Annotated in this window: 22 protein-coding genes; 10 read left to right on the forward strand and 12 right to left on the reverse strand. The window is 67.3% G+C overall.

Going from position 1 to position 26,012, the window contains the following annotated elements; genetic code table 11:
- Positions 1-152: 152 nt before the first annotated feature.
- The 3 genes from fumC to LCM32_RS05825 are packed head-to-tail and all read left to right on the forward strand — an operon-like array spanning position 153 to position 2,007.
- Positions 153-1,547 (forward strand): class II fumarate hydratase, encoded by a 1,395-nt coding sequence (gene fumC / locus LCM32_RS05815; protein ID WP_224820122.1) that lies wholly within the window; start codon positions 153-155, stop codon positions 1,545-1,547.
- Between the two features lie 2 nt (positions 1,548-1,549).
- A complete protein-coding gene (locus LCM32_RS05820; RefSeq protein ID WP_224820123.1) occupies positions 1,550-1,786 on the forward strand; it encodes a DUF4169 family protein in 237 nt (78 codons plus the stop codon).
- Positions 1,783-2,007 carry a ribbon-helix-helix domain-containing protein gene (locus LCM32_RS05825; RefSeq protein ID WP_224820124.1) on the forward strand — a complete coding sequence of 75 codons (225 nt, stop codon included), beginning with the start codon at positions 1,783-1,785 and terminating at the stop codon, positions 2,005-2,007. The genes LCM32_RS05820 and LCM32_RS05825 overlap by 4 nt, the downstream gene beginning before the upstream one ends.
- A gap of 336 nt (positions 2,008-2,343) precedes the next feature.
- Here the strand turns inward: LCM32_RS05825 and LCM32_RS05835 are convergent, their stop codons facing one another.
- From LCM32_RS05835 to purC, 9 genes are all read right to left on the reverse strand, one after another.
- Positions 2,344-3,756, reverse strand: a complete 1,413-nt coding sequence (locus LCM32_RS05835) for a cytochrome P450 (RefSeq protein WP_224820125.1) — start codon at positions 3,754-3,756, stop codon at positions 2,344-2,346.
- A gap of 23 nt (positions 3,757-3,779) precedes the next feature.
- Positions 3,780-5,036, reverse strand: a complete 1,257-nt coding sequence (locus LCM32_RS05840) for a hypothetical protein (RefSeq protein ID WP_224820126.1) — start codon at positions 5,034-5,036, stop codon at positions 3,780-3,782.
- A 96-nt stretch (positions 5,037-5,132) separates the two neighbouring features.
- Positions 5,133-5,882: a cytochrome c biogenesis CcdA family protein gene (locus LCM32_RS05845; protein ID WP_224820127.1), complete on the reverse strand. Its 750-nt coding sequence runs from the start codon at positions 5,880-5,882 to the stop codon at positions 5,133-5,135.
- 245 nt (positions 5,883-6,127) lie between these two features.
- On the reverse strand, positions 6,128-9,016 hold the full coding sequence (locus tag LCM32_RS05850; protein WP_224820128.1) for an Rne/Rng family ribonuclease: 2,889 nt from the start codon (positions 9,014-9,016) through the stop codon (positions 6,128-6,130).
- A 949-nt stretch (positions 9,017-9,965) separates the two neighbouring features.
- On the reverse strand, positions 9,966-11,300 hold the full coding sequence (locus tag LCM32_RS05855; RefSeq protein WP_224820129.1) for a sigma-54-dependent transcriptional regulator: 1,335 nt from the start codon (positions 11,298-11,300) through the stop codon (positions 9,966-9,968).
- Positions 11,301-11,309: 9 nt separating this feature from the next.
- Positions 11,310-13,067, reverse strand: coding sequence for an ATP-binding protein (locus LCM32_RS05860; protein WP_224820130.1), 1,758 nt, complete (start codon positions 13,065-13,067; stop codon positions 11,310-11,312).
- 192 nt (positions 13,068-13,259) lie between these two features.
- Complete coding sequence (gene purQ, locus LCM32_RS05865) at positions 13,260-13,928, reverse strand: phosphoribosylformylglycinamidine synthase subunit PurQ (RefSeq protein ID WP_224820131.1); 669 nt, start codon at positions 13,926-13,928, stop codon at positions 13,260-13,262.
- Between the two features lie 713 nt (positions 13,929-14,641).
- Positions 14,642-14,872, reverse strand: a complete 231-nt coding sequence (gene purS / locus LCM32_RS05870; RefSeq protein ID WP_222489588.1) for a phosphoribosylformylglycinamidine synthase subunit PurS — start codon at positions 14,870-14,872, stop codon at positions 14,642-14,644.
- Positions 14,873-14,889: 17 nt separating this feature from the next.
- Positions 14,890-15,651, reverse strand: a complete 762-nt coding sequence (gene purC / locus LCM32_RS05875; protein ID WP_222489587.1) for a phosphoribosylaminoimidazolesuccinocarboxamide synthase — start codon at positions 15,649-15,651, stop codon at positions 14,890-14,892.
- 150 nt (positions 15,652-15,801) lie between these two features.
- Here purC and LCM32_RS05880 point away from each other — a divergent pair, with 150 nt between their 5' ends.
- The 3 genes from LCM32_RS05880 to bmt all read left to right on the forward strand — a co-directional run bounded on the left by LCM32_RS05880 (position 15,802) and on the right by bmt (position 19,384).
- Complete coding sequence (locus LCM32_RS05880) at positions 15,802-16,116, forward strand: DUF1476 domain-containing protein (protein WP_224820132.1); 315 nt, start codon at positions 15,802-15,804, stop codon at positions 16,114-16,116.
- A 318-nt stretch (positions 16,117-16,434) separates the two neighbouring features.
- A complete protein-coding gene (locus tag LCM32_RS05885) occupies positions 16,435-18,336 on the forward strand; it encodes a phosphatidylglycerol lysyltransferase domain-containing protein (RefSeq protein ID WP_224820133.1) in 1,902 nt (633 codons plus the stop codon).
- Between the two features lie 37 nt (positions 18,337-18,373).
- Complete coding sequence (gene bmt / locus LCM32_RS05890) at positions 18,374-19,384, forward strand: betaine--homocysteine S-methyltransferase (protein WP_224820134.1); 1,011 nt, start codon at positions 18,374-18,376, stop codon at positions 19,382-19,384.
- Positions 19,385-19,925: 541 nt separating this feature from the next.
- On the opposite strand, the gene LCM32_RS05895 is transcribed toward bmt, so the two are convergent.
- Positions 19,926-21,038 (reverse strand): PA0069 family radical SAM protein, encoded by a 1,113-nt coding sequence (locus LCM32_RS05895; RefSeq protein WP_224820135.1) that lies wholly within the window; start codon positions 21,036-21,038, stop codon positions 19,926-19,928.
- A gap of 208 nt (positions 21,039-21,246) precedes the next feature.
- Here LCM32_RS05895 and LCM32_RS05900 point away from each other — a divergent pair, with 208 nt between their 5' ends.
- From LCM32_RS05900 to LCM32_RS05910, 3 genes are read left to right on the forward strand one after another with little or no spacing between them, the layout of a single operon-like run.
- The gene (locus LCM32_RS05900; protein WP_224820136.1) at positions 21,247-21,951 is read left to right on the forward strand and encodes a corrinoid protein; all 705 of its coding nucleotides are present in this window, start codon (positions 21,247-21,249) and stop codon (positions 21,949-21,951) included.
- A 13-nt stretch (positions 21,952-21,964) separates the two neighbouring features.
- Positions 21,965-22,681, forward strand: a complete 717-nt coding sequence (locus LCM32_RS05905; protein WP_224820137.1) for a DUF1638 domain-containing protein — start codon at positions 21,965-21,967, stop codon at positions 22,679-22,681.
- A complete protein-coding gene (locus LCM32_RS05910; RefSeq protein WP_224820138.1) occupies positions 22,678-23,202 on the forward strand; it encodes a hypothetical protein in 525 nt (174 codons plus the stop codon). Before LCM32_RS05905 ends, LCM32_RS05910 begins: the two co-directional genes overlap by 4 nt.
- Before the next feature lie 312 nt (positions 23,203-23,514).
- Here the strand turns inward: LCM32_RS05910 and LCM32_RS05915 are convergent, their stop codons facing one another.
- Positions 23,515-23,925: a SufE family protein gene (locus LCM32_RS05915; RefSeq protein ID WP_224820139.1), complete on the reverse strand. Its 411-nt coding sequence runs from the start codon at positions 23,923-23,925 to the stop codon at positions 23,515-23,517.
- A 148-nt stretch (positions 23,926-24,073) separates the two neighbouring features.
- Here LCM32_RS05915 and LCM32_RS05920 point away from each other — a divergent pair, with 148 nt between their 5' ends.
- Positions 24,074-24,550 (forward strand): hypothetical protein, encoded by a 477-nt coding sequence (locus tag LCM32_RS05920; RefSeq protein ID WP_224820140.1) that lies wholly within the window; start codon positions 24,074-24,076, stop codon positions 24,548-24,550.
- Between the two features lie 109 nt (positions 24,551-24,659).
- Here LCM32_RS05920 and rnd read toward each other — a convergent pair whose 3' ends face one another.
- Positions 24,660-25,829, reverse strand: a complete 1,170-nt coding sequence (gene rnd, locus LCM32_RS05925) for a ribonuclease D (protein WP_224820141.1) — start codon at positions 25,827-25,829, stop codon at positions 24,660-24,662.
- Positions 25,830-26,012: the final 183 nt, after the last annotated feature.

Raw genomic sequence — 26,012 nt, forward strand, 5'->3', positions numbered from 1 at the left:
CCGCGCAGGCCCATAAGATTTGTAGGCCCGCCACGTTCAGAGAAAGGACGTTTCCTATCGCACCTCCCCTCCCTGCCCTATTCCCCCCAATGCGGCATTGATCTTCCCCGCAGGAGCGGTACAAAGCGGCGACTTCCTTTAGGAGAGCTGACATGACCAAGACCCGCACGGAAAGCGATAGTTTCGGACCGCTCGAAGTTCCTGCAGACAAGTATTGGGGCGCGCAGACGCAGCGCTCGATCATGAACTTCCCCATTGGCTGGGAGAAGCAGCCGGTCCCCATCGTGCGGGCGCTCGGCGTGATCAAGAAGGCCTGCGCCATGGCCAACAAGGCCAACGGCGACATGGAGGCCAAGATCGCCGACGCGATCATCGAGGCCGCCGGTGAAGTGATCGACGGCAAGTTCGACGACAACTTCCCGCTGGTGGTCTGGCAGACCGGCTCGGGCACCCAGTCGAACATGAACTCGAACGAGGTCATCGCGAACCGCGCGATCGAAATCCTCGGCGGCGTGATCGGCTCCAAGGACCCGGTGCACCCGAACGACCATTGCAACATGGGCCAGTCCTCGAACGACACTTTCCCCACCGCGATGCATATCGCCGCCGCGATGACCGCGCGCGACGTGCTGCTGCCGGGCCTCGTGCAGCTGGCCGAAGGGCTGGAAGCCAAGGCGGAAGAGTTCAAGGACATCATCAAGATCGGCCGGACCCACACCCAGGACGCCACGCCGCTGACTCTGGGCCAGGAATTCTCGGGCTATGCCATGCAGATCCGCAACGGCATCAAACGCGTCGAGATGGCCCTGCCGGGCATCTACGAACTGGCACAGGGCGGCACCGCCGTGGGCACCGGGCTCAACACCAAGCTGGGCTGGGGCGAACAGGTCGCGGCGAACATGGCCGAGATCACCGGCCTGCCCTTCGTCACCGCGCCCAACAAGTTCGAAGCGCTCGCCGCCCATGACGCCATGGTCTTCATGTCCGGCGCCCTCGCGACCGTGGCCGGCGCCTGCTACAAGATCGCCAACGACATCCGCTTCCTGGGCTCCGGCCCGCGTTCGGGTCTGGGCGAACTGATCCTGCCGGAGAACGAGCCCGGCTCCTCGATCATGCCCGGCAAGGTGAACCCGACCCAGGCCGAGGCGATGACGCAAGTGGCCGCCCACGTCATGGGCAACGACGCCGCGATGAAGTTCGCTGGTTCGCAGGGCCACTTCGAGCTCAACGTCTACAACCCGATGATGGCCTACAACCTGCTGCAATCCATGCAGCTGCTGGGTGACGTCACCGCCTCCTTCACCGAGCGGATGCTGAACGGCATCCAGGCCAACGAGGCCCGGATCGAGAAGCTGATGCGCGAAAGCCTGATGCTGGTGACCGCACTGGCGCCGACCATCGGCTACGACAACGCCACCAAGGTGGCGAAGACGGCGCACAAGAACGGCACCACGCTGAAGGAAGAGGCGATCGCGCTCGGCTTCGTGGACGAGGAAACCTTCGAGAAGGTCGTCCGCCCCGAGCAGATGATCGGCCCCAAGGCCTGAGCATGGCCGAACCGGTCAACCTGAACCGGTTTCGGAAAGACAAGGCGCGGGCCGAGAAGAAGGCCCGCGCCGACGAGAACGCCGTGAAATTCGGGCGCAGCAAGGCCCAGAAGGACGCGGAGAAGGCCCGCGCCGACCAGGCCCGCCGCCTGCTCGACGGGCACCGGACCGACGATGCGCCCGGGGTGGACGGCCCCGCTGCGCAAGACGCCCCGAAGGACGACGGGTCCGGGGCATGAGCACCCGCCCGGTCAAACGCTCCCTTACCCTGCGAGGCCACCGCACCAGCGTCTCTCTGGAGGAGGACTTCTGGCGCGCCTTCCGTGACATCGCCGAGGAAAAGGGGCTGGCGCTGAACGCGCTTGCCGCCGAGATCGACGAGGCCCGCGGGATCGAGGCCGGGCTGGCCTCGGCGATCCGGGTCTACGTGCTGGCCCACTACCGGGGCAATCGCGGTTAATCGCGGATTAACTGACCTCGGGCAGGCTTGGCGGATGACGCAGATCCCTGCCCCTCTCTCCGCAGACGCCTGGATGCGCCATCTCTTCAGCTCCCGCGCGGCCCTGTAGGGTGCGGTCATCCGGCGGAAACTGCGCGACATCGAGCGTTACGTGGGCCGCAGCCGGTTCGAGGCAGAGCTGCGCCGCCGCGGGTTCCATGCGGTCGAAAACGCGGGACAACTCGTCATCTTCTGCAACCAGGACCCGATCCAGGTTATCTGTTGAAACATCGGATGCACTTCCCGTTTTCTTCGAAGAAAACGGACCGGAAAATTCGAATTTTCCGGTTCAGACCTTCAACCTCTGCGCTCCAGGTGGAGCCAGATCCCGTCCTTCGAGCGCACCGTCAGATGCGCCACAGGCACCGGGTCGCGGCCCTCGACGCGGCTGACCCGGTAATGCCGCAGGATCATCGACAGCAGCAGCGGCCCCTCGACCATGGCAAAGCCTGCGCCGGTGCAGACCCGGGCCCCTGCGGAGAAGGGAATATAGGCCTCGCGGGCGCAGGTGCGGCCGTTCTCGGTCCCCCAGCGGGTGGGGTCGAAGACATCGGGCCGGTCCCAGAGCCGCTCGTGCCGGTGCAGGTGCCAGGGGCTCAGCACCACCTGCGCGCCTTTCGGGACCTCGCGGTCGCGGGCGTGCACCGGGCAGGCCGCCTCGCGCACCATCATCGGCACCGGGGGATAGAGCCGCAGCGCCTCGCGGAAGGTATCGCGGCTGAGCTTGAGCTTCGACATCACCGCGAAGTCCGCGCCTGCGTCCAGCGCGCGCGCCTCCTCGGCCAGCCGCTCCTGCCACTCGGGGTAAAGCGCCATGAGGTAGAGCGTCCAGGCCAGGGCCGAGGCCGAGGTCTCATGCCCCGCAAGGAAGAAGATCGCCACCTGGTCGACCATCTCGGCGGTGTCGAAGGTGTCGCCGGTCTGCGGGTCCGCGGTGGTCATGATCTTGGTGGCCAGATCGTCAGGTGCGGTGCCTGCCGCGATCTCCTGCCGCCGGGCGTCGGTCAGCCCGGTGATCAGCCGCCGGATGATCCGGGCCGAGCGTTTCGTGTCACGCCGGAAGAAGCGCGGCATCCAGCGCGGCAGGGGCACGAAGGCGGCTAGGTTCAGCACCGGCTGGCTGCGTTGGTAGACGCGGAATTCGTCAAAGACCTGCGCGGCGACCTCGTGTTCGATCGGGATCGAGAAGAGCGTGCGGAAGATCACGTCCGCCGCGGCATGGCTGGTCTCGGCCTCGATCTCCAGCGTGCCGCCCGCATGGGGCGCCAGCCGCGCGACGCAGGCCTCGGCGGCGGCCCACATGGCGGGAAACGTGTCCTTCAGCCGCCCGCCCTCGAAGGCCGGGTCGATGATCCGGCGCTGCCGTTTCCAGGTCTCGCCATTGGTCAGGAAGACGGAGTTACCGAGCAGCGGGCGCAGCCCCTCGCCTACCCGGTCGGACTTGGGGAAATCCCCGGGCCGGTCCTTCAGCACCATCCTCACCAGTTCGGGCTGGTTCATGAGGTAGGAGCGGAAGAAGGGCGTGCGGAACTCGGCCATCCACGCGCGGTAGAGCCGCGCGGGCTGGGCCGAGAGCAGGTCGGCCCGGAAGAGCTTCACGTAGCGCCTCAGCGAGACCCTGTCGGGCCGCGAGGGCGGCTTGGGCGGCAGGCGGGGGTCGGGCCCCTCCGGCCCGGCCTGAGACGGCGCAGAGGGCTCGGGCGGCGGCATCCTCTCCCCATGAACGGGGCAACTCATGCGACGCGGCTCGTGTATTTCGACACCGGGGTTTCGATCCGGCTTTTCGAGGGCTCGCGGCCCTCGTAACGGCGGCCGAGGGTCAGCGGCCCGGCGGTGATGCGGAAGTAATCGTAATCCCCGGGCCGGTCGAAGTGGCACAGGTACTGGAAATGCAGCCGGAAGAAGCGCCACCGCAGCTTGGCCCATGTCTCGGGCGCGAGCGTCTGGGTGAAGGCGGCGGAGACCACCAGCGGCCAGCGTTTGCCCTGCTGCGCCACGCCGGTGACCGCGACAGGATCGCAGAGCGCGAAGGCACAGCCGTCGCCGGGTGCCGTCACGTCGATCCAGGGCACCTCGGGGCGCATGGAGAGATAGGCGAGGTCATCGCGCAGCCGTCCCGCCTTGGGCAGGAAGGAGACCATGGGCACCACCTGCCCCAGCGACAGGAAGGAGAGCCGCGGCCCCTCGCCCCGCCCGGTGGGCGCCCGGCCCGAGCGCACCAGATCGGCGAGGATCGAGACCGCCAGATGGGCGCCCGAGGAATGGCCCACAACCAGCACCTCGTCCACATCCTCGCGCAAGGCAGCGGCGATGGCATCGCCGAACTCGGCCATCCGGGCCTCCAGCGCGGGCGGGTTCGCCCCCAGAGACTGGGCCGAGAAGCCGTAATCGTTCATCAGGTAATAGGCAAAGAACTTGCCGTCCTTGGCCTTGAACCAGGCCAGCACGCGCCAGACCACGGCCAGCCCCGTGGCCCATCCCAAGAGCGGCGCCAGCATCGGCAGCGCCAGCGACAGCAGCCAAGCCATCAGCGCCCCCGCGCCCCAGCCCGCAAGGCAGGCCAGCAGCAGTTGCAGGATCAGCATCCCGACGGGATAGAGTGCCGCGATCACCGGCCCCTTGCGCAGCCGCATCAGCCGGAAGAGCGCACCGGAGCCGATATAGACCGCCGCCGTGCGCACCATCTGCACGTAGGTCGCGGCAATCCCCTGCGCCATGCTGTCCCGCACGATGTCGGACCAGACCAGCACCTCGATATCGCTCTCGATCTCTGCGCCGTCCATCTGCGCCGAGACATGCCAGCCATAAGGGCCCTTGGTGGTCTTGGGACGCAGGGTGATCTCGTAGCCCGAGACCTCCGCCTGCAGCGCGGCCTCCTTGCGGTAGAGTTCCCGGTAGCGGCGCGGATGGATCGGATCGTAGCCGGGGATGTAGAAGACCCGGCGGCGCGCCACCTGTCCTTCCGTCTCTGCTGCGAAATAGTCCGGCATCTGCCCTGCCCTCATTCTTTCCCATGAGGCTACAGATTGTTTCCGGCAAGATTAAGGCCGCAGAATGGTCAGCCCATGGTGGTCGGCCGATGGTGGTCAGCCGATGGTGGCGAGCGCCGGGAAGGTCTCCAGCAGCCAGAAGGAGAAGGCCGAGAAGCCGCCCGTCAGCATCAGCAGGCCCACGGTCCAGAGCAGCAGCCCCATGATGCGCTCGATCCGCTCCATGTTGCGCTTGAGCCAGGACATCGTGCCGCCCAGGCTGGGCAGGAAGGCGGCCACCAGCAGGAAGGGCACACCAAGGCCGATGGCATAGACCGCCAGCAGCGCGGTCCCGCGCGTGACGTTGCCCTCGGAGGCGGCCATGGAGAGGATCGCGCCAAGCTGCGGCCCGATGCAGGGCGTCCAGCCGAAGGCAAAGGCCAGCCCCAGCACATAGGCCCCGAAGGCCGAACCGCCCCGATCGCCCGCATCCATCCGCGCCTCGCGGTCGAGGAAGGGGATGCGGATCACGCCGAGGAAATGCGCGCCGAAGATCATCACCAGAACGCCCGCGACCGTGTTGAACCACTGCTGGTATTGCAGGAAGAGCAGCCCCGCCGCCGAGGCCGCAAAGCCGAGCAGCAGGAAGACGGTGGAGAGCCCCAGCACGAAGAAGAGCGCGGCCAGCAGCGGGCGCCCCCGGTCGCGGCCCTGCCCCACCTCGGCCATGGAGACCCCGGACATATACGCCAGGTACGGCGGCACGATGGGCAACACGCAGGGGCTGAGGAAGGAGATCACCCCCGCCGTCAGCGCCACGAGCATGGCGGGCAAGAGGCCCGCGTCTATGAGGTCGATCCCGAACATGTCTTCCGATTATCGCATGTGGGCTGCCGCGTCATGTGGTGCGATGTCACAAGAGCGTTGGGTTCTGTTTCAATGGAGCCGTCCCGCCGGGCCCGCGGCTTGACTTGGCTAGGCTAGGCTAGGCTAGGCTAGGCTAGGCTAGGCTAGGCTAGGAGACGCGTCCCGGATGGATCGAGTCCACAAATGAAAACCGCCGCACCCGGTGGGGTACGGCGGTTCACATCATGTCGGTGCGGAAGCGAACCTCAGCGGCCGGCGTTCCACCAGCCGCGCCGCTTGGGCTTGGCCGGGGCCTCTTCCGCCGCGACGGGCTCGGGCTCGGGCGCCGGGGCCACGGTCTCGGCGGCGACGGTCTCCTCGACCACCTCTGCCACGGTCTCCTCGACCGGTGCTTCGACAGGGGTCTCGACAGGGGCTTCGGCCGCGGGCGCGACTTCGGCTTCTGCCGTCACCTCGACCACCTCGACGGCCGCCTCTTCGACACCTTCCGGCGCCGAGGGCACATCGGCCATCACCGGCTCGGCCACAGCCTCAGGTTCAGCGGCCTCGGGTTCAGCGACCTCGGCCACAGGCTCCACCACGTCGGCGGGGGCTTCGGCCACGGTCTCTTCGACCGGCGCGCTGTCCTCGAGGGTCGGCGCGGGTTCGGCGGGCGCTTCGGCCACGACCTCTGCCGGGGTTTCCGACGCGGGCGCAGCCTCTGCCGGGGCTTCCGCGCCGGTTGCGGTTGCGGCCTCGGCAGCGTCGGCGGCGGCTGCCGCTTCCATGGCCTTCTTGGCACGGCTGCTGCGGCTGCGGCTGCGGGTCTTCTTCGGCTTCTCCTCGGCCTCGGGGGCCTCGGCAGCGGCTTCGGCGGTGCCCACTTCGGCCTCGCCCGCGGTCACTTCGGCGGCCTGCTCATCGAGCTTGGGCGCCTCGCCTTCTGCGGCCTCGTCCGAGGTCTCGTCCGACCCGTTCTCATCGGTCTCGCCATTGCTGCCCGAGGACTTCCGCCGACGACGCCGACGACGGCGCTTCTTCGGCTTCTGGTCGTCTTCCGACGCGGCTTCCGGCTTGGCCTCGGTCGTCGTTGCCTCTTCTTCGGCCTCTTCGACTTCGACCTCGTCGACGATATCCTCGTCTTCCTCGTCATCCATGGAGGTGGTGTCGATGGAGATCACATGCGGGATTTCGGTCACCACGCGGGTCGCGGTCTTGAACTTCTCCATGGTGAAGTCCGGGCTGACCAGCATCGGGTCGCCCTCGATGCGCACGGCCATGCCATAGCGGCCCTCGATCTGGGCGACGTGCTCCCGCTTCTGGTTCATGAGGTAGTTGGAGATGCCGACGGGCACCTTCACCAGCACTTCGCGCGACCGGCGACGGGTGCCTTCTTCCTCGATCTGGCGCAGCACGGAGAGGGCCATGTTGTCATCCGAACGGATGAGGCCGGTGCCGTGGCAATGCGAGCAGGGCTGCGTCGTGGCTTCGATCATGCCCGGACGCAGTCGCTGGCGCGACATCTCCAGCAGGCCGAAGCCCGAGATGCGGCCCACCTGGATGCGGGCGCGGTCGGTCTTGAGCTTGTCCTTCAGCTTCTTCTCGACGGCGGCGTTGTTCTTGCGCTCGTCCATGTCGATGAAGTCGATGACGATCAGGCCGGCGAGGTCCCGCAGACGCAGCTGGCGGGCGACCTCTTCGGCCGCTTCCAGGTTGGTCTTGGTCGCGGTCTCCTCGATCGAGCCTTCCTTGGTGGCCCGGCCGGAGTTCACGTCGATCGCCACCAGCGCCTCGGTCACGCCGATCACGATGTAGCCGCCGGATTTCAGCTGCACGACGGGGTTGAACATCCCGGCGAGGTAGCTTTCCACCTGGTAGCGCGCGAAGAGCGGCAGACCGTCCTGGTAGTGTTTCACGTTCTTGGCGTGGGACGGCATGATCATTTTCATGAAGTCCTTGGCGTTGCGGTAGCCCCGCTCGCCTTCCACCAGGACCTCGTCGATGTCGCGCGAGTAGAGATCGCGGATCGAGCGTTTGATCAGGTCGCCTTCTTCGTAGATCTTGGCCGGCGCGATGGATTTCAGCGTCAGCTCGCGGATCTGCTCCCACAGGCGCTGCAGGTATTCATAGTCGCGCTTGATCTCGGATTTCGTCCGCTTGGCACCGGCGGTGCGCACGATCAGGCCCGCGCCGGTCGGCACGTCGATCTCGGCGGCGATTTCCTTCAGCTTCTTGCGGTCGACGGCGTTGGTGATCTTGCGGCTGATGCCACCGCCACGGGCAGTGTTCGGCATCAGGACGCAGTACCGGCCTGCCAGCGAGAGGTAGGTGGTCAGGGCTGCGCCCTTGTTGCCGCGCTCTTCCTTGACGACCTGCACCAGCAGGATCTGACGGACCTTGATGACTTCCTGGATCTTGTACCGCTTGGGCCGGGGCTTGCGCGGGGGGCGGATGTCCTCGTGGTCGTCGTCGTCCGCGACGCTCTCGATCTCGCTGTCCTTCTCGGAGGCAGCCGACTTGCGGCCGCCGGACTTGGCGGAGGGGGCGTCGTCGTCGCTGTCCTCGTCCTCGTCGGAGGCATCCTCGTCCATGACGTCGTCGGAGGCCTCTGCCTCCTCCTCGTCCGCGGTGTCCTCGGAGGGTTCCTCAACCGGGGTCTCGGCGACGGTCATCATCGGCGAGGTGCCCTCGGCGATCTCGTCGACGCTGTCCTCGTCGGAGGTGTCGATCGTCTCCATACCCTCGATTTCGCGGGTCTCGACGGCATCGTTGGCGTCCGTCTTGGCCGCCTTCGAGCGCGAGCGCGAGCGCTTGGGCTTGGATTTCTTCTCTTCCTCGGCCTCGTCGCGCGCCTTCAGTGCCTCGGCATAGGCGCGCTCTTCCTCCATCAGGGCCTCACGGTCCGCGACGGGGATCTGGTAGTAATCCGGGTGGATTTCCGAGAAGGCGAGGAAGCCGTGACGGTTCCCGCCGTAGTCTACGAAGGCCGCCTGAAGCGACGGTTCGACCCGGGTTACCTTTGCGAGGTAGATGTTGCCGGCGAGCTGCCGCTTGTTTTCGGACTCAAAGTCGAATTCCTCGACCTTGTTGCCGTCCACCACCACGACGCGGGTTTCCTCCGCGTGCGTGGCGTCGATAAGCATTTTCTTTGCCATGTGATCCGTTTGCATGGCGCAACATCCCCGCCTCCCCCGAAGGTGGCGGGCGAAGAATGGCTGCGGCATGTCTGTCAGGGGCGACGGCGGCAATGTCCGAGGGGAGGCCCGCAAGGGTCTCACATCCGCTCAGGTATTCTCTTGCACGCCTCATCGCGTTTCTTCTCCGGTGACCGATCGTTTGATCGCCGATCACCCGTTGCAGTGCCCGCTGTCCGTTTCCGGGACGGGCGTTACTATGGCCCTATGGGCCCAATCGGTCTGTCCTGACCGGCGAGCCTTGTGGCCCTGCCGTTTCAGTCCAGCGAAACTCATGTCGGAGCGCCACTCAGAGGGCGCAAATCCGTTCTGAGAGCATAGAGTGTGGGCGGCATACAATACAATGGTGAAAATGCAGCGAAGCTTTGTGGCGCGGAGGCAGCAGTCGCGTTTCGCGCATAAGTTGTGCAAGACGACCTGTGGTGCGGGGGCGTCGGAGGGATCGGTGGAGGGATGCGGACCTTCCAATGTCGCGTAACGCCCTGAGGGAACAGGCAACTCCCCTGCCCCTTGGTCGAGGCTGCACAAGTTCTGCCCGTTTCGCGGCGGCTGTATGGCCCCGCTGATCTTTCGGCGGCGGCCAAATGGAATGGCTCCGCAGCCCACTCCTCCGGCCATTGACGAACGCCTGCGCGGAACAAGGCCGCAGGCCGCCGCGCATCGCCGGCGCGCCCCCACGCGGCGACGATTTGGTGAGACTGGGCAGTCCCTCGAGAGGACACGACATGCTTGGCTGCCATAAACTGCCCGCCAGAGAGCGTTGGATCGCCTCCGCGCGCGCCGTCGATGCGCGGCTTCGGGGGAGCGGCACCATTGGAAGGTGATCCCCGTTCAATGGAGAAGGCCGGGGCACATCATAGCACCCCGGCCCCCGATCCGTGTCAGCCGTCAGGCCCCCTTGAGCCCAAGCTCAGAGATAATCCGACCGCTGCAGCCCGTACTTCGCCATCTTCTCGTTCAGCGTCCGGCGCGGCAGGCAGAGCTCTTCCATCACCGAGGCGATGGAGCCCTTGTGGCGACGCATCGTGTTGTCGATCAGCATCCGCTCGAACGCCTCGACGTATTCCTTCAGCGGCTTGCCCTCGGTGGTCATCACCGGCTGCATCTCGTCGTTGTCCGACATCAGCAGAGACGCGATGGAGCCCGACCCGCGGCGCGACTGCAGCACCGCGCGTTCGGCCACGTTGATCAGCTGGCGCACGTTGCCCGGCCAGGGCGCCTGCAACAGCTGGGCGGCCTCCTGCGCGGTCACCTGCGGTGCCTCGCAGCCGTATTCCTCGCTGAACTGCTCCGAGAGCTTGGTGAAGAGCGTCAGGATGTCCTCGCCCCGCTGGCGCAGCGGCGGCACGGTGATGCGCAGCGCGGCCAGACGGTAGTAGAGATCGGGGCGCAGCGCGTCCTCGCAGGTCTTGTCCTGCTCCTGCATGTTGCAGATGGCAACGATCCGGGTCTCGGCCGGGGTGCCCTGCTCGTTGATCGCGCTCAAGAGCTTGGCCTGAAGGCTTTCGCTCAGGGCCTCGACGTCCTCCAGCACGAGGGTGCCGCCGCGGGCCTCCTCGATGGCGGGCAGCTGGGTGTCCTCGGGCAGCATCGGGCCGAAGAGCCGCTTTGACAGCTGGTCCTCGTCGATGGCCGCGCAGGAGACCAGCACGAACTTCTTGCCCGCCCGCGCGCCGACCGCGTGCAGCGCATGGGCCACCAGCGTCTTGCCGGTGCCGGTCTCACCGTCGATCAGCACGTGACCGTCGGCCTGACCGAGGTCGAGGATGTCTTCCTTCAGGCGCTCCATCACCGGCGAGGTGCCGATCAGCTTGTTCATGATCTGGCCGCCGTCCGACAGCTCGCGCCGCAGGGCGCGGTTGTCCATGGTCAGGCGGCGGGCATTGGCCGCCTTCTTGGCCAGTTCGTTCATCCGGTCGGGATTGAACGGCTTCTCGAGGAAGTCGAAGGCCCCGATGCGCATGGCCTCGACCGCCATGGGCACGTCGCCGTGCCCGGTGATCATGATCACCGGCAGGGCGCTGTCCGAGCCCATCAGCTTCTTGAGGAACTGCATCCCGTCCATGCCGGGCATCTTGATGTCGGAGATCACGATGCCGGGGTAATCGGGCCCCAGTTTCTTAAGCGCCTCCTCGGCGCTCGAGAAGGTTTCGGTGTCATAACCGGACAGGGCCAGCCACTGGCTGATGGACTGGCGCATGTCCTGTTCGTCGTCGACGATGGCGATCTTCATGCTTTTTTGCATATTCTTCTTTTACTCCGCGGCCTCGATATCTTCACTCAAGATAGGCAGTTGCAGTTCGAAAACAGCCCCGCCCCCACTTGCGTTCCGTGCAATGAGGCGTCCGCCGAACTCGTTCACGATCCCGGAAGAGATCGCAAGCCCCAGCCCGACACCGTCGCCGGGCTGCTTCGTGGTGTAGAAAGGCTCGAAAAGGTTCTCGAGATTTTCGATCCCGTGGCCGTTGTCACGCACCGTGACCGTGGCCGTTTCCCCCGCGGAAAGCAGGATGTCGATCTCTGGCTCATCCACGGTTTCCGTGGCGTCCAGAGCGTTCCGCAGGAGGTTGATCAGGACCTGTTCCAGACGCACCCGGTCGGCCATGACCAGCACCGGGCGATCGGGGATCGCGCGGTTGATCTTGACCTGCCGCTGGCGCAACTGGGGTTCCATCATGGCGAGTGCGGAATTGAGCGCATCGCCAACGATTACAGGGGCAAAGGCGTCACCGCCCTTGCGCGCATAGCTCTTGAGCTGCTTGGTGATCGCGCCCATCCGTTCGATCAGGTCGTCGATCCGCTGGAAGGAGGAGAGCGCCTCGTCCGGGCGGTTCCGGCGCAGCAGCAGCGAGGCCCCGGCGAGGTAGGTCTTCATCGCGGCGAGCGGCTGGTTCAGCTCGTGGCTGACGGCGGCCGACATCTCGCCAAGCGCGGCCAGCTTGGAGCTCTGCTCCAGCGTCTGCTCGGCTACGACGAGGCTTTCCTGCATCCGTTCCCGCTCGGCGATTTCCCGCTGGAGGCGTTCGTTCAGGGCGCGAAGATCCGCCGACTCCCGCTGGAAGAGCGCCATGCGCAGCGCCGTCTTGCGGCTGAGCGCATAGAAGGCGAGCGCCAGCAGGATGGCAAATCCCATGATTTCGAGCGCCAGAACGCCGTTCACCCGCTCCCGGATCGAGGCATAGGTGGTGAAGGAGGTGATCTGCCAGCCCCGGAACGGGATGCGCGAGGAGACCCGCATCACCGCCTCGCCCTGCACGTAGGCATCAGCGGGCAGCGCGGTCCAGTCGGCGGTGGCCTGAAGGGCGCGTTCGATGGCGGTGTCGGGCGGGTCGCGGGTCAGCGCCTCGGCCTCGGTCCGGCCGCGCCAGCGGGGTTCGGTGGCGAGGATGATCTTGCCGGTGCTGTCCACCACGAGGACCGCATCCGAGATGCCGGCCCAGGCCCGTTCGAATTTCTGCAGGTCGACCTCGACCACGATCACGCCAACGACGTTGGACTGGCTCTCGATCCGGCGCGAATAGGTGAAGCGGTAGCCGCCCGATTCCCGCTCCAGCGTCGAGAAGACCGTCCCGTTCGAGCGCAGCGCGTCGACGAAATAGGCCGCGGTGCGGTGCTGTTCGCCCAGCCGGTTGCGGTCCGTCGCGGCCACGGTGCGCCCGTCGCGGTCCAGCAGCATCAGCGAGGCCGCCCCGATTTCGTCCACGAAGGAGATCAGCCGCTGGGTCGACTGGGAATAATCGCCGGAGTTCAGCGCGTTGATCAGCGCCGCGTCGCGGGCCAGCAGCTGCGGCACGATGGAGTTCCGGCGCAGCTCGCTGACGAGGTTGCCACCGTAGAGCGCCAGCCGCAGCTCCGCCCGGTTGCGGGTGTTGGAGGTGAAGCGGTCCGTCAGCATGGAGTTGGTCACGTAGACCACCACCGCCGCCAGCGCCACGAGAGCCAGCAGCGCCAGCCGCGTCCGCCAGCTGATGGCCCGGCCTGACACCGGGCGTCGGGAGTCCCCTTGCGCCATAGGCTCCAATTTACTTGGCTCCGCGTCCTTGCTCAAGCAGCGCCGATGCCACTCGGCGCAGGGCCGCCCATCGGCACCGTATGGCGCGCAATCGGGGGTTGCGGCCCTCTCCCAGAACGCGAAACGGCCGCCCGGGGGCGACCGTCAGATGCGATCGGGTGCGCGGCACCCGGTGGTTCGGCGTCGATCGGCTCAGGCCGAGACGAGCTGTTCCATCAGCGCGGTGAACATCGCGCGGCCGTCGATACCACCCTGCGAGGGCTCCGCCGCCCGTTCCGGGTGGGGCATCATGCCGAGCACGCGGCGATTCTCGCTCAGCACACCGGCCACGTCCCCGGCAGAGCCGTTCGGGTTGTCGGTGTAGGTGAAGGCGATCCGGTCCTCGTCGCGCAGCTGTTTCAGCAGCGCCTCGTCGGCTTGGTAGTTGCCGTCGTGGTGGGCGATGGGGATCAGGATCTCGTCGCCCTTGCCGTAGCCCGCGGTGAAGGCACTGTCGGTGGTTTCCACCTTCAGGCCGATGGGGCGGCAGATGTACTTGAGGTTCGCATTGCGCAGCAGGGCGCCGGGCAGGATGCGGGTCTCGGTCAGGATCTGGAAGCCGTTGCAGACGCCGAGCGCATAGCCGCCGCGCTCCACGTGGGCTTTCAGCGAGCCGCAGATCGGCGAGTTGGCCGCGATGGCCCCGCAGCGCAGGTAGTCGCCATAGGAAAAGCCGCCCGGCACGCCGACGATGTCGATGCCTTCGGGCAGCGTGGCGTCCTTGTGCCAGACCATGGTGACCTCGGCCCCGGCGTTTTCGAAGGCGACCTTCAGGTCGCGGTCGCAGTTGGAACCGGGAAAGACGAGAACGGCGGCCTTCATGGGCGATCTCCTGTAGCCGAGATATGTCCGGGATTACGCGCCTGATACGCGCGAAAGCGGTTTGGTTCAAGAGTTGGGTGGGACGGGAGGGAGTGAAGGGGGAAATGGGGGGCCGGCGGGCGGGAGAATGGCGCGTTGGTTGCGTTGGCTTGCGGATGGTTGCGCCCCTTCCCCATCTTCTGCCTCTGCGTAGTCTTCATCGTAATGCGTCTCTGACCGCCCCTTGCCCGCCGCAACACACATTCCATTGACCCACACCCCGCAGCCACCCCTTTGACGCTCCAACGGCTCCATCCACCACGAAGGGCATCGCCGTCCCGCGGGGTGGCGCGATAGCGCCGCCCCAGGGGGGCGGGACGGCGCTGCCCGCCCTGCGGCCGGGCGGGTGGCTGATAGAGAGTACGGCGTTCGAAAAGCACCGCTGGCGTTGGACGTACTGGACCAGTCAAACAGTGCAAGTCCGGGTCCGCGGTCACACGATCGCAGATCGGGCTTCCGCAGCGGCGGCGCAGATCAGGCTTCCGGAGCTCGACCGAAGATCGGGCCCCTCAGCCACACAGGAGATCAAGCCGCACAGCAGATCAGTCCCCGCAGCCCAATCGGGCATCCCTTGGCGCCCCCCCCACACCCGACACCTCGCCCCACGCCTCCCCCAAAAGCAAAACGCGCCGCCCGGGGGCAGCGCGTTTCAATCTGTCCGGCAGGGTATCCCCTCAGGCCAGTTCGATCGTGTAGCTCTCGATCACCGTATTGGCGAGCAGCTTCTCGCACATGGCCTTCACGGTGTCTTCCGTGGTGCCCGCGGCGAGGTCCAGTTCGATCACCTTGCCCTGGCGCACACCCTCGACCCCGTCGAAGCCGAGCGCGCCAAGCGCATGGCGCACGGCCTCGCCCTGGGGGTCCAGAACACCGTTCTTCAGCATCACATGCACACGCGCTTTCATCGCAGGGCCTTCTTCTTTCAGTTGATCAGCGTGGGTTTGGTCACGGAAGCCGGGCTCTGCTGCAGCACGCCCAGGCGTTTCGCCACCTCGGAATAGGCGTCGGTCAGGTTGCCCAGATCCCGGCGGAACACGTCCTTGTCCAGCTTCTGGCCGGTCTCGATGTCCCACAGGCGGCAGCTGTCGGGGCTGATCTCATCCGCCACGACGAGGCGCTGGAAATCGCCCTCGTAGACGCGACCGATCTCGATCTTGAAGTCCACCAGCCGGATGCCGACGGCCATCATGACGCCCGAGAGGAAATCGTTCACCCGCAGCGACAGGGCGAGGATATCGTCCATGTCCTGCTGGCTGGCCCAGCCGAAGGCCGCGATGTGCTCTTCGGTGACCATGGGATCGCCCAGCTTGTCGTCCTTGTAGCAATACTCGACGATCGGGCGGGGCAGCGCCATGCCCTCCTCGAGGCCGAGACGCGTCGCCAGCGACCCGGCGGCGTAGTTGCGGACGATGATTTCCAGCGGGATGATCTCGCAGGCGCGGCACAGCTGCTCACGCATGTTGAGCCGCTTGATGAAGTGCGTGGGCACCCCGATGTTGTTCAGCCCGGTCATGAAGAACTCGGACAGACGGTTGTTCAGAACGCCCTTGCCTTCGATGGTCGCCTTTTTCTGGGCGTTGAATGCCGTGGCGTCGTCCTTGAAATATTGCACGATGGTCCCGGGCTCCGGGCCCTCGTAGAGGATCTTCGCCTTGCCTTCGTAGATTTTCTTGCGCCGTGCCATGGCCTGTCCTTTGCGGAAGCGGGTTGAGTCCCGCCGCTCGCGCCCTCTTACGTCATGGGAGCCATTGTCGCAAGCGGCGCAGGGCACTTGCGGAATGTGTCCTGCGGCGGCATACAAATATTGAGTTAACTTTAGCCGGGGGATCTGCCCATGACCACCTTCGACGAACGTGAAAGCGCTTTTGAAAACAAGTTCGCGCATGACGCGGAAATGCAGTTCCGTGCGGAAGCCCGCCGGAACAAGCTGACCGGGCTCTGGGCCGCGGACCTGCTCGGCAAGACCGGCGACGCCGCCGACGCCTATGCCAAGGAAGTGGTGAAGGCCGACTTCGAGGAGCCGGGCGAGGAGGACGTGGTCCGCAAGCTCGTGGCGGACCTCGACGGCAAGGCCGACGAGGCCACCATTCGCGCCAAGCTGGTCGAGAAGATGGCCGAGGCAAAGGCCCAGCTTCTCGAGGAAATCTGAGCCGGAGACCGGCCCGCAGCGGGTGCGCCGCCATGGCGCCCCCCGACAGACAGATTGAAACGCGCCGCCAACAGCGGCGCGTTTTTCTTTGCCCCATGTGCCCCCCGCCCCGGATGTCCCCGCCTCGAGCGCTTGACCGGCAGCGGCATGCGCTACAGCCCCTGCCAGCACCTGACACAGCATCCTGCCTCTACGTTCAGACCCACCGCCGTCTGGCGGTGAAGGCCTGCGCCCCCCGGCCCCACGCAAGCTTTCGTTAGCACCTCCCGCCGTAAGGTCGCGGCGGTGGGGGCTTCCGGCATTCGGAGGACTGGGATCTTGAAAGGCTTTGACCTGGCGCGGGCGCAGGCCCGTGGCCTGATGCGTTCGGCCGTGCCGCTGATGGCGGGGGCGGTCTGCCTCGTGCTGCTTGCAGGGCGTCTGAAGGGAATCGATCTGGCTCTGGTGCGCGACGGCGTCGGACAGGTCAGCTCCGCGCAGTGGCTGGCTGCTTCAGGGGCCACGGCGCTCAGCTTCTGGGCCCTCGGACGCTATGACCTCGTCATGCACCGGCACCTGCGCACCGGCCTGCCGGCCCGGCAGGCGGAACGCGCGGGCATGGCCGCGATTGCCCTCAGCCAGGTGCTCGGCCTCGGGATGGTGACCGGCGCGCTCGCCCGCTGGCGGATGCTGGAGGGCCTCGGCCCGCTCGGCGCGGCACGGGTGACGGCGGCGGTCTCGCTCTCCTTCCTCGCCGCATGGGGCGTGCTGGCGGTGCTTGCCTGCCTGCTGCTGCCGGGCGGCCCGGCCCTGCCCGTCCCGCTGACCCTCGCGGTGCTGGGGGCAGCGTTGGCCTTGGCGGCCCTCGCCCTCTGGCGTCCTGTGCTGCGGCTCGCCCGCTGGCAACTGCGCCTGCCCTCGCTGCCCGCCATGGCGGCGATCGGGCTTTATACGCTGATCGACACCACTGCCGCCGCCGCCGCGCTGCACGTGCTGCTGCCGGCCGAGGTCTCGCTGGGCTTCGAGGTGCTGCTGCCGGTCTACCTGCTGGCGCTTGGCGCGGGGCTCTTCACCTCCACCCCCGGCGGGGTCGGCCCCTTCGAGCTGGCCCTGCTGGCGCTGCTGCCCGCCGTCCCGGTGGAGCCGCTGCTGGCCACCGTCGTCTGCTACCGGATCGTCTATTACGCGCTGCCCGCCTTGCTGGCCCTGCCCCTGCTGGCGCGGCCCCGGCGCGGGCACCAGCACGCTACGACGGCGCTGCCGCCAGTGCCTGAGGCGCTGCTGAAGGTGGCGGCCCGTTCCGAATCGGCGCTCGCGCGGCAGAACGGCGGGCGGCTCCTGCGGGCGGGCGACGCCGCCGCCCTGGTGGTGGAGACGGGCCAGACGCTGACGCTGCTCTTCGATCCGCTGACCGACGGGCTGCGCCCGCTGCTGCCCGCCCTCAGCCGCGCCGCGCGACAGGCGAACCGGCTGCCCTGTCTCTACAAATGCGCCGCCCCGACGGCGCTGGAGGCCCGCGCCGCCGGATGGCACGTCCTGCGCGTGGCGGACGAGGCGCTGCTCGATCCCGTGCGGTTCGACCTTTCCGGCCCGCGCCACCGCCAGCTGCGCCGCAAGCTGCGACATGCCGAGAAGGCCGGGATCGAGATCACCGCCTTGCCCCCCGGCAGCCTGCTGCCGCTGGCCGAGCTTGCCGCGCTCGACACGGCGTGGTGCGCCAATCATGGCGGGGCGCGGGGCTTCTCCACCGGGCGCTACAGCGCGCAACATGTTGCCCGGCAATGGATCTACCTCGCCCGGCAAGGCGGCCGCGCGGTGGCCTTCATGACCTTCCACGGCAGCCGGCAGGAACGCGCCCTTGACCTGATGCGCTATCTCCCCGGCCTGCCGGACGGGACGATGCATGCCCTCGTCTGCGCCGCCCTTGAAGAGGCCCGCCGCGACGCCTGCCCCCGGCTCTCCCTCTCGGCCATGCCCGCGCTCTGCACCGAGGGGCCGCTACTGACCCGCGCCCGGGCGCAGGCCGCCCGCTGGCAGGGCGGCGCCGGGCTGACCCGGTTCAAGGAGAGCTTCGGCCCGACCCGCGCCCCGCTCTATGCCGCGGCGCCCAGCCGGGCGGCCCTGGCCCTGGGCCTCGCGGATATCGCCCTCACCATCCGGGGCGCGGGACAGGCCGCCATTCACAGCGCGGCGACCGCGCCCTATGAGGAAGGGACATTTGCCCCTGCCTCCGGGATGTGACAGGAGGGGGTGGCTAAAAGCTCAGGGGAGCGAGACCATGACCAACGCCCTTTCCCGCCTTCTTGAAACCCGCGACTGGCTGCTGGCCGACGGGGCCACGGGGACGAACCTCTTCAACATGGGCCTCAGCTCGGGCGATGCGCCGGAGCTGTGGAACGTCGAGGAGCCCGAGAAGATCCGCACGCTCTATCGCGGCGCGGTGAACGCGGGCTCCGACCTCTTCCTGACCAATTCCTTCGGCGGCAATGCCAGCCGGCTGAAGCTGCACGGCGCCGAGAAGCGCGCCCGCGAGCTGTCGCGCATCTCGGCCGAACTGGGCCGCGAGGTGGCCGATGCGGCGGGCCGCCCGGTGATCGTCGCGGGCTCCGTCGGGCCGACGGGCGAGATCATGGCCCCCATGGGCAGCCTCACCCACGCGGCGGCGGTGGAGATCTTCCACGAGCAGGCCGAGGGGCTGAAGGAAGGCGGGGCCGATGTGCTCTGGCTGGAAACGATCTCGGCCATCGAGGAATACAAGGCCGCGGCCGAGGCCTTTGCCCTCGCGGACATGCCGTGGTGCGGGACCATGTCCTTCGACACCGCGGGCCGCACGATGATGGGCGTGACCTCCGCCGACATGGTGACCATGGTCGAGAAGCTGCCAAACCCGCCGCTGGCCTTCGGGGCGAACTGCGGCGTCGGGGCCTCGGACCTGCTGCGCACGGTGCTGGGCTTTGCCGCGCAGGGCACCGAGCGGCCGATCATCGCCAAGGGCAATGCCGGCATCCCGAAATACCACGACGGCCATATCCATTACGACGGCACGCCCGAGCTGATGGCGGAATACGCCTGCCTCGCGCGGGACGCGGGCGCCACGATCATCGGCGGCTGCTGCGGCACGATGCCCGAGCATCTGGAGAAGATGAAGGAGGCGCTGGAGACCCGCCCGCGCGGCCCGCGCCCCACGCTGGAGGAGATTGCGGAGAAGATGGGCGGTTTCTCCTCGGCCTCGGATGGCACCGGAGACGACGGCGCCGCCCCTCGCCGCCGCTCGCGCCGGAGAGGGTGAGGAACGGGGCGCAAGCCCTTGGGATGATGGGAGACCCGTCGGCGAGAGCTGGCGGGTTTTTCTGTTTCTCGGGCCACGGCAAGCGTGGGTCCGGACGGAAAGGGGCGCACTGAAGGCATCTTGAAGAGTGCGTAACTGACACTCAAGGACCCACCCGATCCGGTGGTCGAAATCCGACCTCTCGATCCACCACGCAGGGCAGCGCCGTCCCGCGGGGTGCCGCATAAGCGCCGCCCCAGGGGGGCGGGTCGGCGCTGCCCGGCCTCTCGGCCGGGCGGGTGGTAGATGGAAAGGAAGACGCCCAATCAGCAGCGCTTGAGAGAGTTCGTTGAGGGACTGCCGGATGGGAGGCATGGGCGACTATCGAAGGGGCCATGCGCGCGGCGAAACAGACAGCGTCACAGATGCCAGTCGCGAGCACGCCGTGCCGGACACGCAGGCCTCACCAGAGGCTCCTTTAATGCTCAACCCTCCCGGCTGTTTCTCAGAAATCTCCCCCGCGTCATCGAAGACGGGAGCAAACGGCCAACCAACCACCCCCCTACCCAAACAAATCCATCTGGTCCCCGGCCCGAGGCGGCACCCTGAACAGGTCACTCCGCAACTCCGGCTGCGCGGTGTCCAGCCCCAGCCGCTTCACCGCCAGCTTGAACCTCTTGCCGATCATCTCGGCATAGGGTCCGGTGCCCCGCATCCTCCGGCCCCATTGCGCGTCGTAGTCCTGACCGCCGTGCATCTCGCGGACCCGCGACATGACCCGCGCGGCACGGTCCGGGAAGCGCTCCTCCAGCCATTCCACGAAAAGCGGCGAGACCTCCCGCGGCAGGCGCAGCATGATCCAGCTCGCCGCCGTGGCGCCCGCGTCGGCGCCCGCTTCCAGCAGCGCCTCCAGCTCGTGATCCGTGAGGCCCGGCACCACGGGCGAGGTCATGACCCGCACCGGCACGCCCGCCTCCGCCAGCCCCCGGATCACCGCAAGGCGCTGCTGCGGCCCGGGCACCCGGGGCTCCATCGCGCGCGACACCGCCGGGTCCAGAGTGGTCAGCGAGAGCCCCACCCGCACCAGCCCCTGCGCGGCCATCTCCGACAGCAGGTCGAGGTCGCGCAGGATCAGCGTCCCCTTGGTCACGATCGCCACCGGGTGGCGGAAATCGCGCAGCACCTCGAGGCAGGCGCGCATCACGCCGTGACGTTTCTCGATCGGCTGGTAGGGATCGGTATTGGTGCCGATGGCGATGGGCGCCACGCGGTATTTCTTCGCCGACAGCTCCCGCGCCAGCACTTCGGGCGCCTCGGGGCGGGCCACGAGGCGGGTTTCAAAGTCGAGCCCCGGCGACAGGCCGAGGTAGGCATGGCTGGGCCGGGCAAAGCAGTAGATGCAGCCGTGTTCGCAGCCACGATAGGGGTTGATCGACCGGTCGAAGGGCAGATCGGGCGAGCGGTTGTAGGTGATCAGGCTGCGCGGCGCCTCCAGCGTCACCTCGGTGCGCAGGACCGGCAGCTCCTCCTCGATCTCCCAGCCGTCGTGCACCGCCTCGCGCTGCTGGCCCTCGAAACGGCCGGTGGCATTGCTGACAGCCCCCCGGCCCCTGCGCCGTTCGGGCGCAAGCCGGCTGGTGCCTTCGGGGGCGGCGGGATCGGGGGCGAGTCTCATGGCGGCAGGATGGAACATATAGAGAACACGCGCAAGCGGGGACCGCGCCGCGGACAGCAATCCGCGATGCCAAACCGTGGGATTTCCTGCTATAGGTCGGGGATGGAACGCGCCATGTCGCAATCCGGACAGTCGGCCCCGGCCGTTTGGCTATTGGCTGGGAAGATAGACCCCGCCCCGCCACAGGGGCCCAGGCAAGAGGTGACCCATGTCGGAAAACGAAGACGACATCATCCTGTCGGAACTCGATGACGAGGAACTTGTCCAGCAGATGATGGACGACCTCTACGACGGCCTCAAGGAAGAGATCGAAGAGGGTGTGAACATCCTGCTGGAGCGCGGCTGGGAGCCTTACCGCGTCCTGACCGAGCCTCTCGTGGGCGGCATGACCATCGTCGGCCATGACTTCCGCGATGGCATCCTCTTCGTGCCGGAAGTGCTGCTGGCCGCGGGTGCCATGAAGGGCGGGATGGCGATCCTCAAGCCGCTACTGGTTGAAACCGGCGCCCCGAAACAGGGCAAGATGGTCATCGGCACCGTGAAGGGCGACATCCACGACATCGGCAAGAACCTCGTCGCCATGATGATGGAGGGTGCGGGCTTCGAGATCGTCGATCTGGGGATCAACAACCCGGTCGAGGAATACCTCGACGCGATCCGCCGCGAGGAGGCCGACATCCTCGGCATGTCCGCGCTGCTGACCACCACGATGCCCTACATGAAGGTCGTGATCGACACGATGAAGGAACAGGGCATCCGCGACGATTACATCGTGCTGGTGGGCGGTGCCCCCCTGAACGAGGAATTCGGCCGCGCCATCGGCGCCGATGCCTATTGCCGGGATGCCGCCGTCGCGGTGGAAACCGCCAAGACCTTCATCGCGCGCAAGCACAATCAGGGCGTGGCCTCCTGAGGCCGGGGGCGGCATGACGCGGCCCCTGCCCGACGCGCCGGACGATGGCTTGACCAGCGCTAAGTCCAGCGCCCAGCCCGACGTCTTACCTGATGCGCAGTCACTCGACCTGCGGACACTGACCGATACGGGCCTGCCTGCCAGCGGGCGGGGTCGTATCCTGCTTCTGGCCTGCGGGGCGCTCGCCCGCGAGGTGCTGGCGCTGATCCGCCTGAATGGCTGGAGCCTCTTCGACCTGCAGTGCCTGCCCGCCATCCTGCACAACACCCCCGAGAAGATCACCGCCGCCGTGCGCGAGGCCGTCGAGGCCGCCCGGGCGGACTACGAGGATGTCTTCGTGCTCTACGGCGATTGCGGCACCGGCGGGCTGCTGGAGGCGGAATGTGCCCGCCTCGGCGTCTCCATGCTGCCCGGCGCCCATTGCTACGCCTTCTTCGACGGGGTCGAGGCCTTTGCCGCCCGGGACGAGATCACATCGTTCTACCTCACCGATTTCCTCGCCCGGCAGTTCGATGCCTTCGTCTGGGAGCCACTCGGGCTCGACCGGCATCCGCAGTTGCTGCCGATGTACTTCGGCCATTACGAGCGGTTGGTCTACCTCGCCCAGACCGAGGATCCCGCGCTGACCGCCCGGGCCGAGGCCGCCGCCGCCCGGCTCGGCCTTGCATTCACCCGCCGTTTCACGGGATATGGCGACCTTGCCACAGCCCTTGAACGGATTGCCTCGTGACCGCTGAAGCCCCTGATCGTTCCCCTGACCGTCTGGCCACCGATTGCTCGAAATGCGCGGCACTCTGCTGCCTCGCGCTTGCCTTCGACAAGGGCAAGGACTTCGCCTTCGACAAGAACCCGGGCGAGCCCTGCCGGAACCTGAAGGGGCATCTGTGTTCCATCCACGACAGCCTGACGGACAAGGGGTTCAAGGGCTGCGTCGCCTACGATTGCCTCGGCGCGGGCAACCGCGTGGTGCAGGAGGTCTTCGGCGGGCGGTCGTGGCAGAAGGACCCGATGCTGACGCGCCCGATGATGGAGGCTTTCTCGGGCATGCGGGAGGTGCACAAGCGCATCGACCTGCTGCGCGCGGCGGAGGCGCTGCCGCTCTCGAAGCAGCATGACCAGACGCGGCGGGAGTACCTCGCGCGGCTGGAGCAATACACCTGGAGCGGGCAGGAGCTGAACGATTTCGAGGTCGGGCTGGCGCTGGAGATCGACCTCTTCTTCCACGGCTTGCGGGGGTATGTGAGCCGGTGAGGACGTGCCGTCACTGGCGACACATCCGCCGTCTTCAAACGTGACCGCCGGGACCGACACCGGCCCTAACAGACGCTCTTTGCAACGCTGCGATCCACCACATAGGGCAGCGCCGTCCCGCGGGGTGGCGCACTAGCGCCGCCCCAGGGGGGCGGGTCGGCGCTGCCCGGCCTCTCGGCCGGGCGGGTGGTGCATGGAGAGTGCGGCGCTTGTGGGCTCAGGTCTGAGAGGCGCATGAATGTGCAACGTGGCTCGGGACTACAGAGCCACAGCGAGACCTCTACCGAAGCCGCGCCACTACCACGCCCCGCCTCACGCCGCTTCGGCCGCGACCTTCCGCACCCGTTCGATCATCGCGCGCAGCCCGTTCGAGCGCTGCGCCGAGAGGTGGTCCTGCAGCGACAGCCGCGCCAGTTCCCCGGCCGCATCGACCTTGCCCACCTCGCCCACCGGCAGCCCGTTGTAGAGCGCGCGCAGCACCGCGATCAGACCGCGCACGATCATCGCGTCGCTTTCGCCGTCGAAGCGGAAGACACCGTCCTCGATCACCGGGTGCAGCCAGACCTGGCTGGCGCAGCCATCGACCTTGGTGGCGGGCACCTTCAGCGCGTCGGGCAGCGGGTCCATCGCCTTGCCCATGTCGATCACGTGCCGGTAGCGGGTCTCCCAATCCTCAAGGAATTCGAAATCCGCGACAATGTCCTCAAAGGCTTCCTGCGCCATGGTTCTCTCCGCTGTCTCTTGCCTTTCACCTAGGCCCTCGCCGCCCGAAGGTCCAGAGCACAGGGCCAGCACCCCACCCCCGGGGCTTGGCGCTTTTCAAGCCCGGCCCGATAAGGTAACCGGGAGGAAATCATCAGAAGGTCCCGACATGCGCAAGCTCCTGTCCCTCGTCCTGATCTCTGCCCTGGCCGTCTCGGCCTGCGGGCGCAACCGCGCGCCGGCCCCCGCGCCCAACGGTGAGACCAACGACCTGATCCCGGAGCGCTCGGCCATCGGCCTCGGCAACCTGAAGGACTACCAGGCGCGCTACTTCGGCGTCCCGGTCGAAAAGATCCTCGATGCCAAGCTGGAGCGCACGCCCACCGGCGGCATTCTCACCGTGACCGCGCAATCCTCGACCCAGGGCGACCACGACCTGCGCCTGATCCCCGACACCGAAGACGGCAGCCCGGTGGACGGCGTTCTGCGCCTGACCCTCGTGGCCGAGAAGCTGGAACGCGCGCCCGTCGGCACCGCCGCCAGCCGCACCATGCGCAAGGCGCTGTTCTTCACCAATGCCGAGCTTGTCCCGATCCGCCGGATCGAAGTGCTGGGCGCCACGAATTCGGCCGCGATCAGCCGCTGATCCCCCCGCCACCGATGCACGAAGGGCCGCCCCTCGGGGCGGCCCTTTCGCGTTGTCAGAAGACCCATGTCCGGCACAGCCTGCGCCGGGTCCCTTCGCGGCCCGTTGATCAGGCGAGTTCGATGATCTCGACATTCGGGCCCTTGGCCGCAAGCGCGATCTTTCCATCGCAGAGCCGCAGCGCATCCTCGCCAAAGACGTCACGCCGCCAGCCGCTGAGGGCCGGCAGGTCGCGCATCCCGGCGGCGATGGCATCGAGGTCCGCCGCGGGGGCGATCAGCCGCGAGGCGACGCCCGCCTGCTCCGACTTGGCCTTCAGCAGCACGCGCAGCAGATCGGCCAGCGCCGGGTTCACCTGCATCTTCTCGCGCGAGGTATCGACCTCGGGCAGCTTGTCCGCGGGGCAGTCCATGCCCGCCTTCACCGCGGCGAGGATGCCATCCGCGATCTCGCCCTTGCGGGCCTCGCGCAGCAGCAGCCGGGACCGGGCGAGGTCCTTCATGTCCTTGGGCTTGGTCGAGGCCAGCTCCACCAGCGCGTCATCCTTGTAGACCCGGCTGCGGGGCACGTTGCGCTCCTGCGCGTAGGCCTCGCGGAACTTGGCCAGCTCGCGCAGCACCGCCAGGAACTTGCCCGAGGTGGTGCGGGTGCGTACGCGCTGCCACGCCTCTTCGGGGCGGACCTGATAGGTCTCGGGATCGGAGAGGATGCGCAGCTCCTCGGCCACCCACTTCTCGCGCTTGGCGCGGGCGATGTCGCGGGCCAGCCGTTCGTAGATCACCCGCAGGTGGGTCACGTCGGCGATGGCATAGGTCTTTTGCGCATCGGTCAGCGGGCGGCGCGACCAGTCGGTGAAGCGCGAGGACTTGTCGAGCGCCTCCTTGGCGATCTTGCGCACCAGCGTCTCGTAGCCGACCTGTTCACCAAAGCCGCAGACCATCGCGGCGACCTGCGTGTCGAAGAGCGGCTCGGGGATGACGCCCGCGTCGACGAAGAAGATCTCCAGATCCTGACGCGCGGCGTGGAAGACCTTCACCACGGCGGTGTTGCGGAAGAGCTCGTAAAGCGGCTCAAGCGAGAGCCCCTCGGCCAGCGGATCGACCAGAACGGCGTCGGGCCCCTCGCCCGCCTGTTCCACCGGCAGGGCCAGCTGCACGAGGCAAAGCTGGGAGTAATAGGTCCGCTCGCGCAGGAACTCGGTATCGACCGTGACATAGGTGCAGTTGGCTGCCCGTTGGCAGAAAGCGGAAAGGTCGTCGGTCGTGGTGATTGTTATCATAATTGGGCCATGTTTGCCTGCATGCGGTTGCACAGGGATAGGCAAAACCGGGGGAAATGAAAAGGAGCCGAGCCGGATTCTCCGTGGACTGGCGGCATCACTGCCACCGGATGAGGCGACACATTCACAAATGTGATGCGAGACAATTCAAACATTCATTTTCGGAATGAAAGCGCAGGCCGT

This window comes from Pseudooceanicola nanhaiensis, from assembly GCF_020171315.1.
Lineage (GTDB): Bacteria > Pseudomonadota > Alphaproteobacteria > Rhodobacterales > Rhodobacteraceae > Pseudooceanicola > Pseudooceanicola nanhaiensis_A.

Bases quoted from the DNA above. Each gene is read 5' to 3' on its own strand.
- fumC (WP_224820122.1), top strand. From the start codon at position 153: ATGACCAAGACCCGCACGGAAAGCGATAGTTTCGGACCGCTCGAAGTT.
- LCM32_RS05820 (WP_224820123.1), top strand. From the start codon at position 1,550: ATGGCCGAACCGGTCAACCTGAACCGGTTTCGGAAAGACAAGGCGCGG.
- LCM32_RS05825 (WP_224820124.1), top strand. From the start codon at position 1,783: ATGAGCACCCGCCCGGTCAAACGCTCCCTTACCCTGCGAGGCCACCGC.
- LCM32_RS05835 (WP_224820125.1), bottom strand. From the start codon at position 3,756: ATGCCGCCGCCCGAGCCCTCTGCGCCGTCTCAGGCCGGGCCGGAGGGG.
- LCM32_RS05840 (WP_224820126.1), bottom strand. From the start codon at position 5,036: ATGCCGGACTATTTCGCAGCAGAGACGGAAGGACAGGTGGCGCGCCGC.
- LCM32_RS05845 (WP_224820127.1), bottom strand. From the start codon at position 5,882: ATGTTCGGGATCGACCTCATAGACGCGGGCCTCTTGCCCGCCATGCTC.
- LCM32_RS05850 (WP_224820128.1), bottom strand. From the start codon at position 9,016: ATGGCAAAGAAAATGCTTATCGACGCCACGCACGCGGAGGAAACCCGC.
- LCM32_RS05855 (WP_224820129.1), bottom strand. From the start codon at position 11,300: ATGCAAAAAAGCATGAAGATCGCCATCGTCGACGACGAACAGGACATG.
- LCM32_RS05860 (WP_224820130.1), bottom strand. From the start codon at position 13,067: ATGGCGCAAGGGGACTCCCGACGCCCGGTGTCAGGCCGGGCCATCAGC.
- purQ (WP_224820131.1), bottom strand. From the start codon at position 13,928: ATGAAGGCCGCCGTTCTCGTCTTTCCCGGTTCCAACTGCGACCGCGAC.
- purS (WP_222489588.1), bottom strand. From the start codon at position 14,872: ATGAAAGCGCGTGTGCATGTGATGCTGAAGAACGGTGTTCTGGACCCC.
- purC (WP_222489587.1), bottom strand. From the start codon at position 15,651: ATGGCACGGCGCAAGAAAATCTACGAAGGCAAGGCGAAGATCCTCTAC.
- LCM32_RS05880 (WP_224820132.1), top strand. From the start codon at position 15,802: ATGACCACCTTCGACGAACGTGAAAGCGCTTTTGAAAACAAGTTCGCG.
- bmt (WP_224820134.1), top strand. From the start codon at position 18,374: ATGACCAACGCCCTTTCCCGCCTTCTTGAAACCCGCGACTGGCTGCTG.
- LCM32_RS05895 (WP_224820135.1), bottom strand. From the start codon at position 21,038: ATGAGACTCGCCCCCGATCCCGCCGCCCCCGAAGGCACCAGCCGGCTT.
- LCM32_RS05900 (WP_224820136.1), top strand. From the start codon at position 21,247: ATGTCGGAAAACGAAGACGACATCATCCTGTCGGAACTCGATGACGAG.
- LCM32_RS05905 (WP_224820137.1), top strand. From the start codon at position 21,965: ATGACGCGGCCCCTGCCCGACGCGCCGGACGATGGCTTGACCAGCGCT.
- LCM32_RS05915 (WP_224820139.1), bottom strand. From the start codon at position 23,925: ATGGCGCAGGAAGCCTTTGAGGACATTGTCGCGGATTTCGAATTCCTT.
- LCM32_RS05920 (WP_224820140.1), top strand. From the start codon at position 24,074: ATGCGCAAGCTCCTGTCCCTCGTCCTGATCTCTGCCCTGGCCGTCTCG.
- rnd (WP_224820141.1), bottom strand. From the start codon at position 25,829: ATGATAACAATCACCACGACCGACGACCTTTCCGCTTTCTGCCAACGG.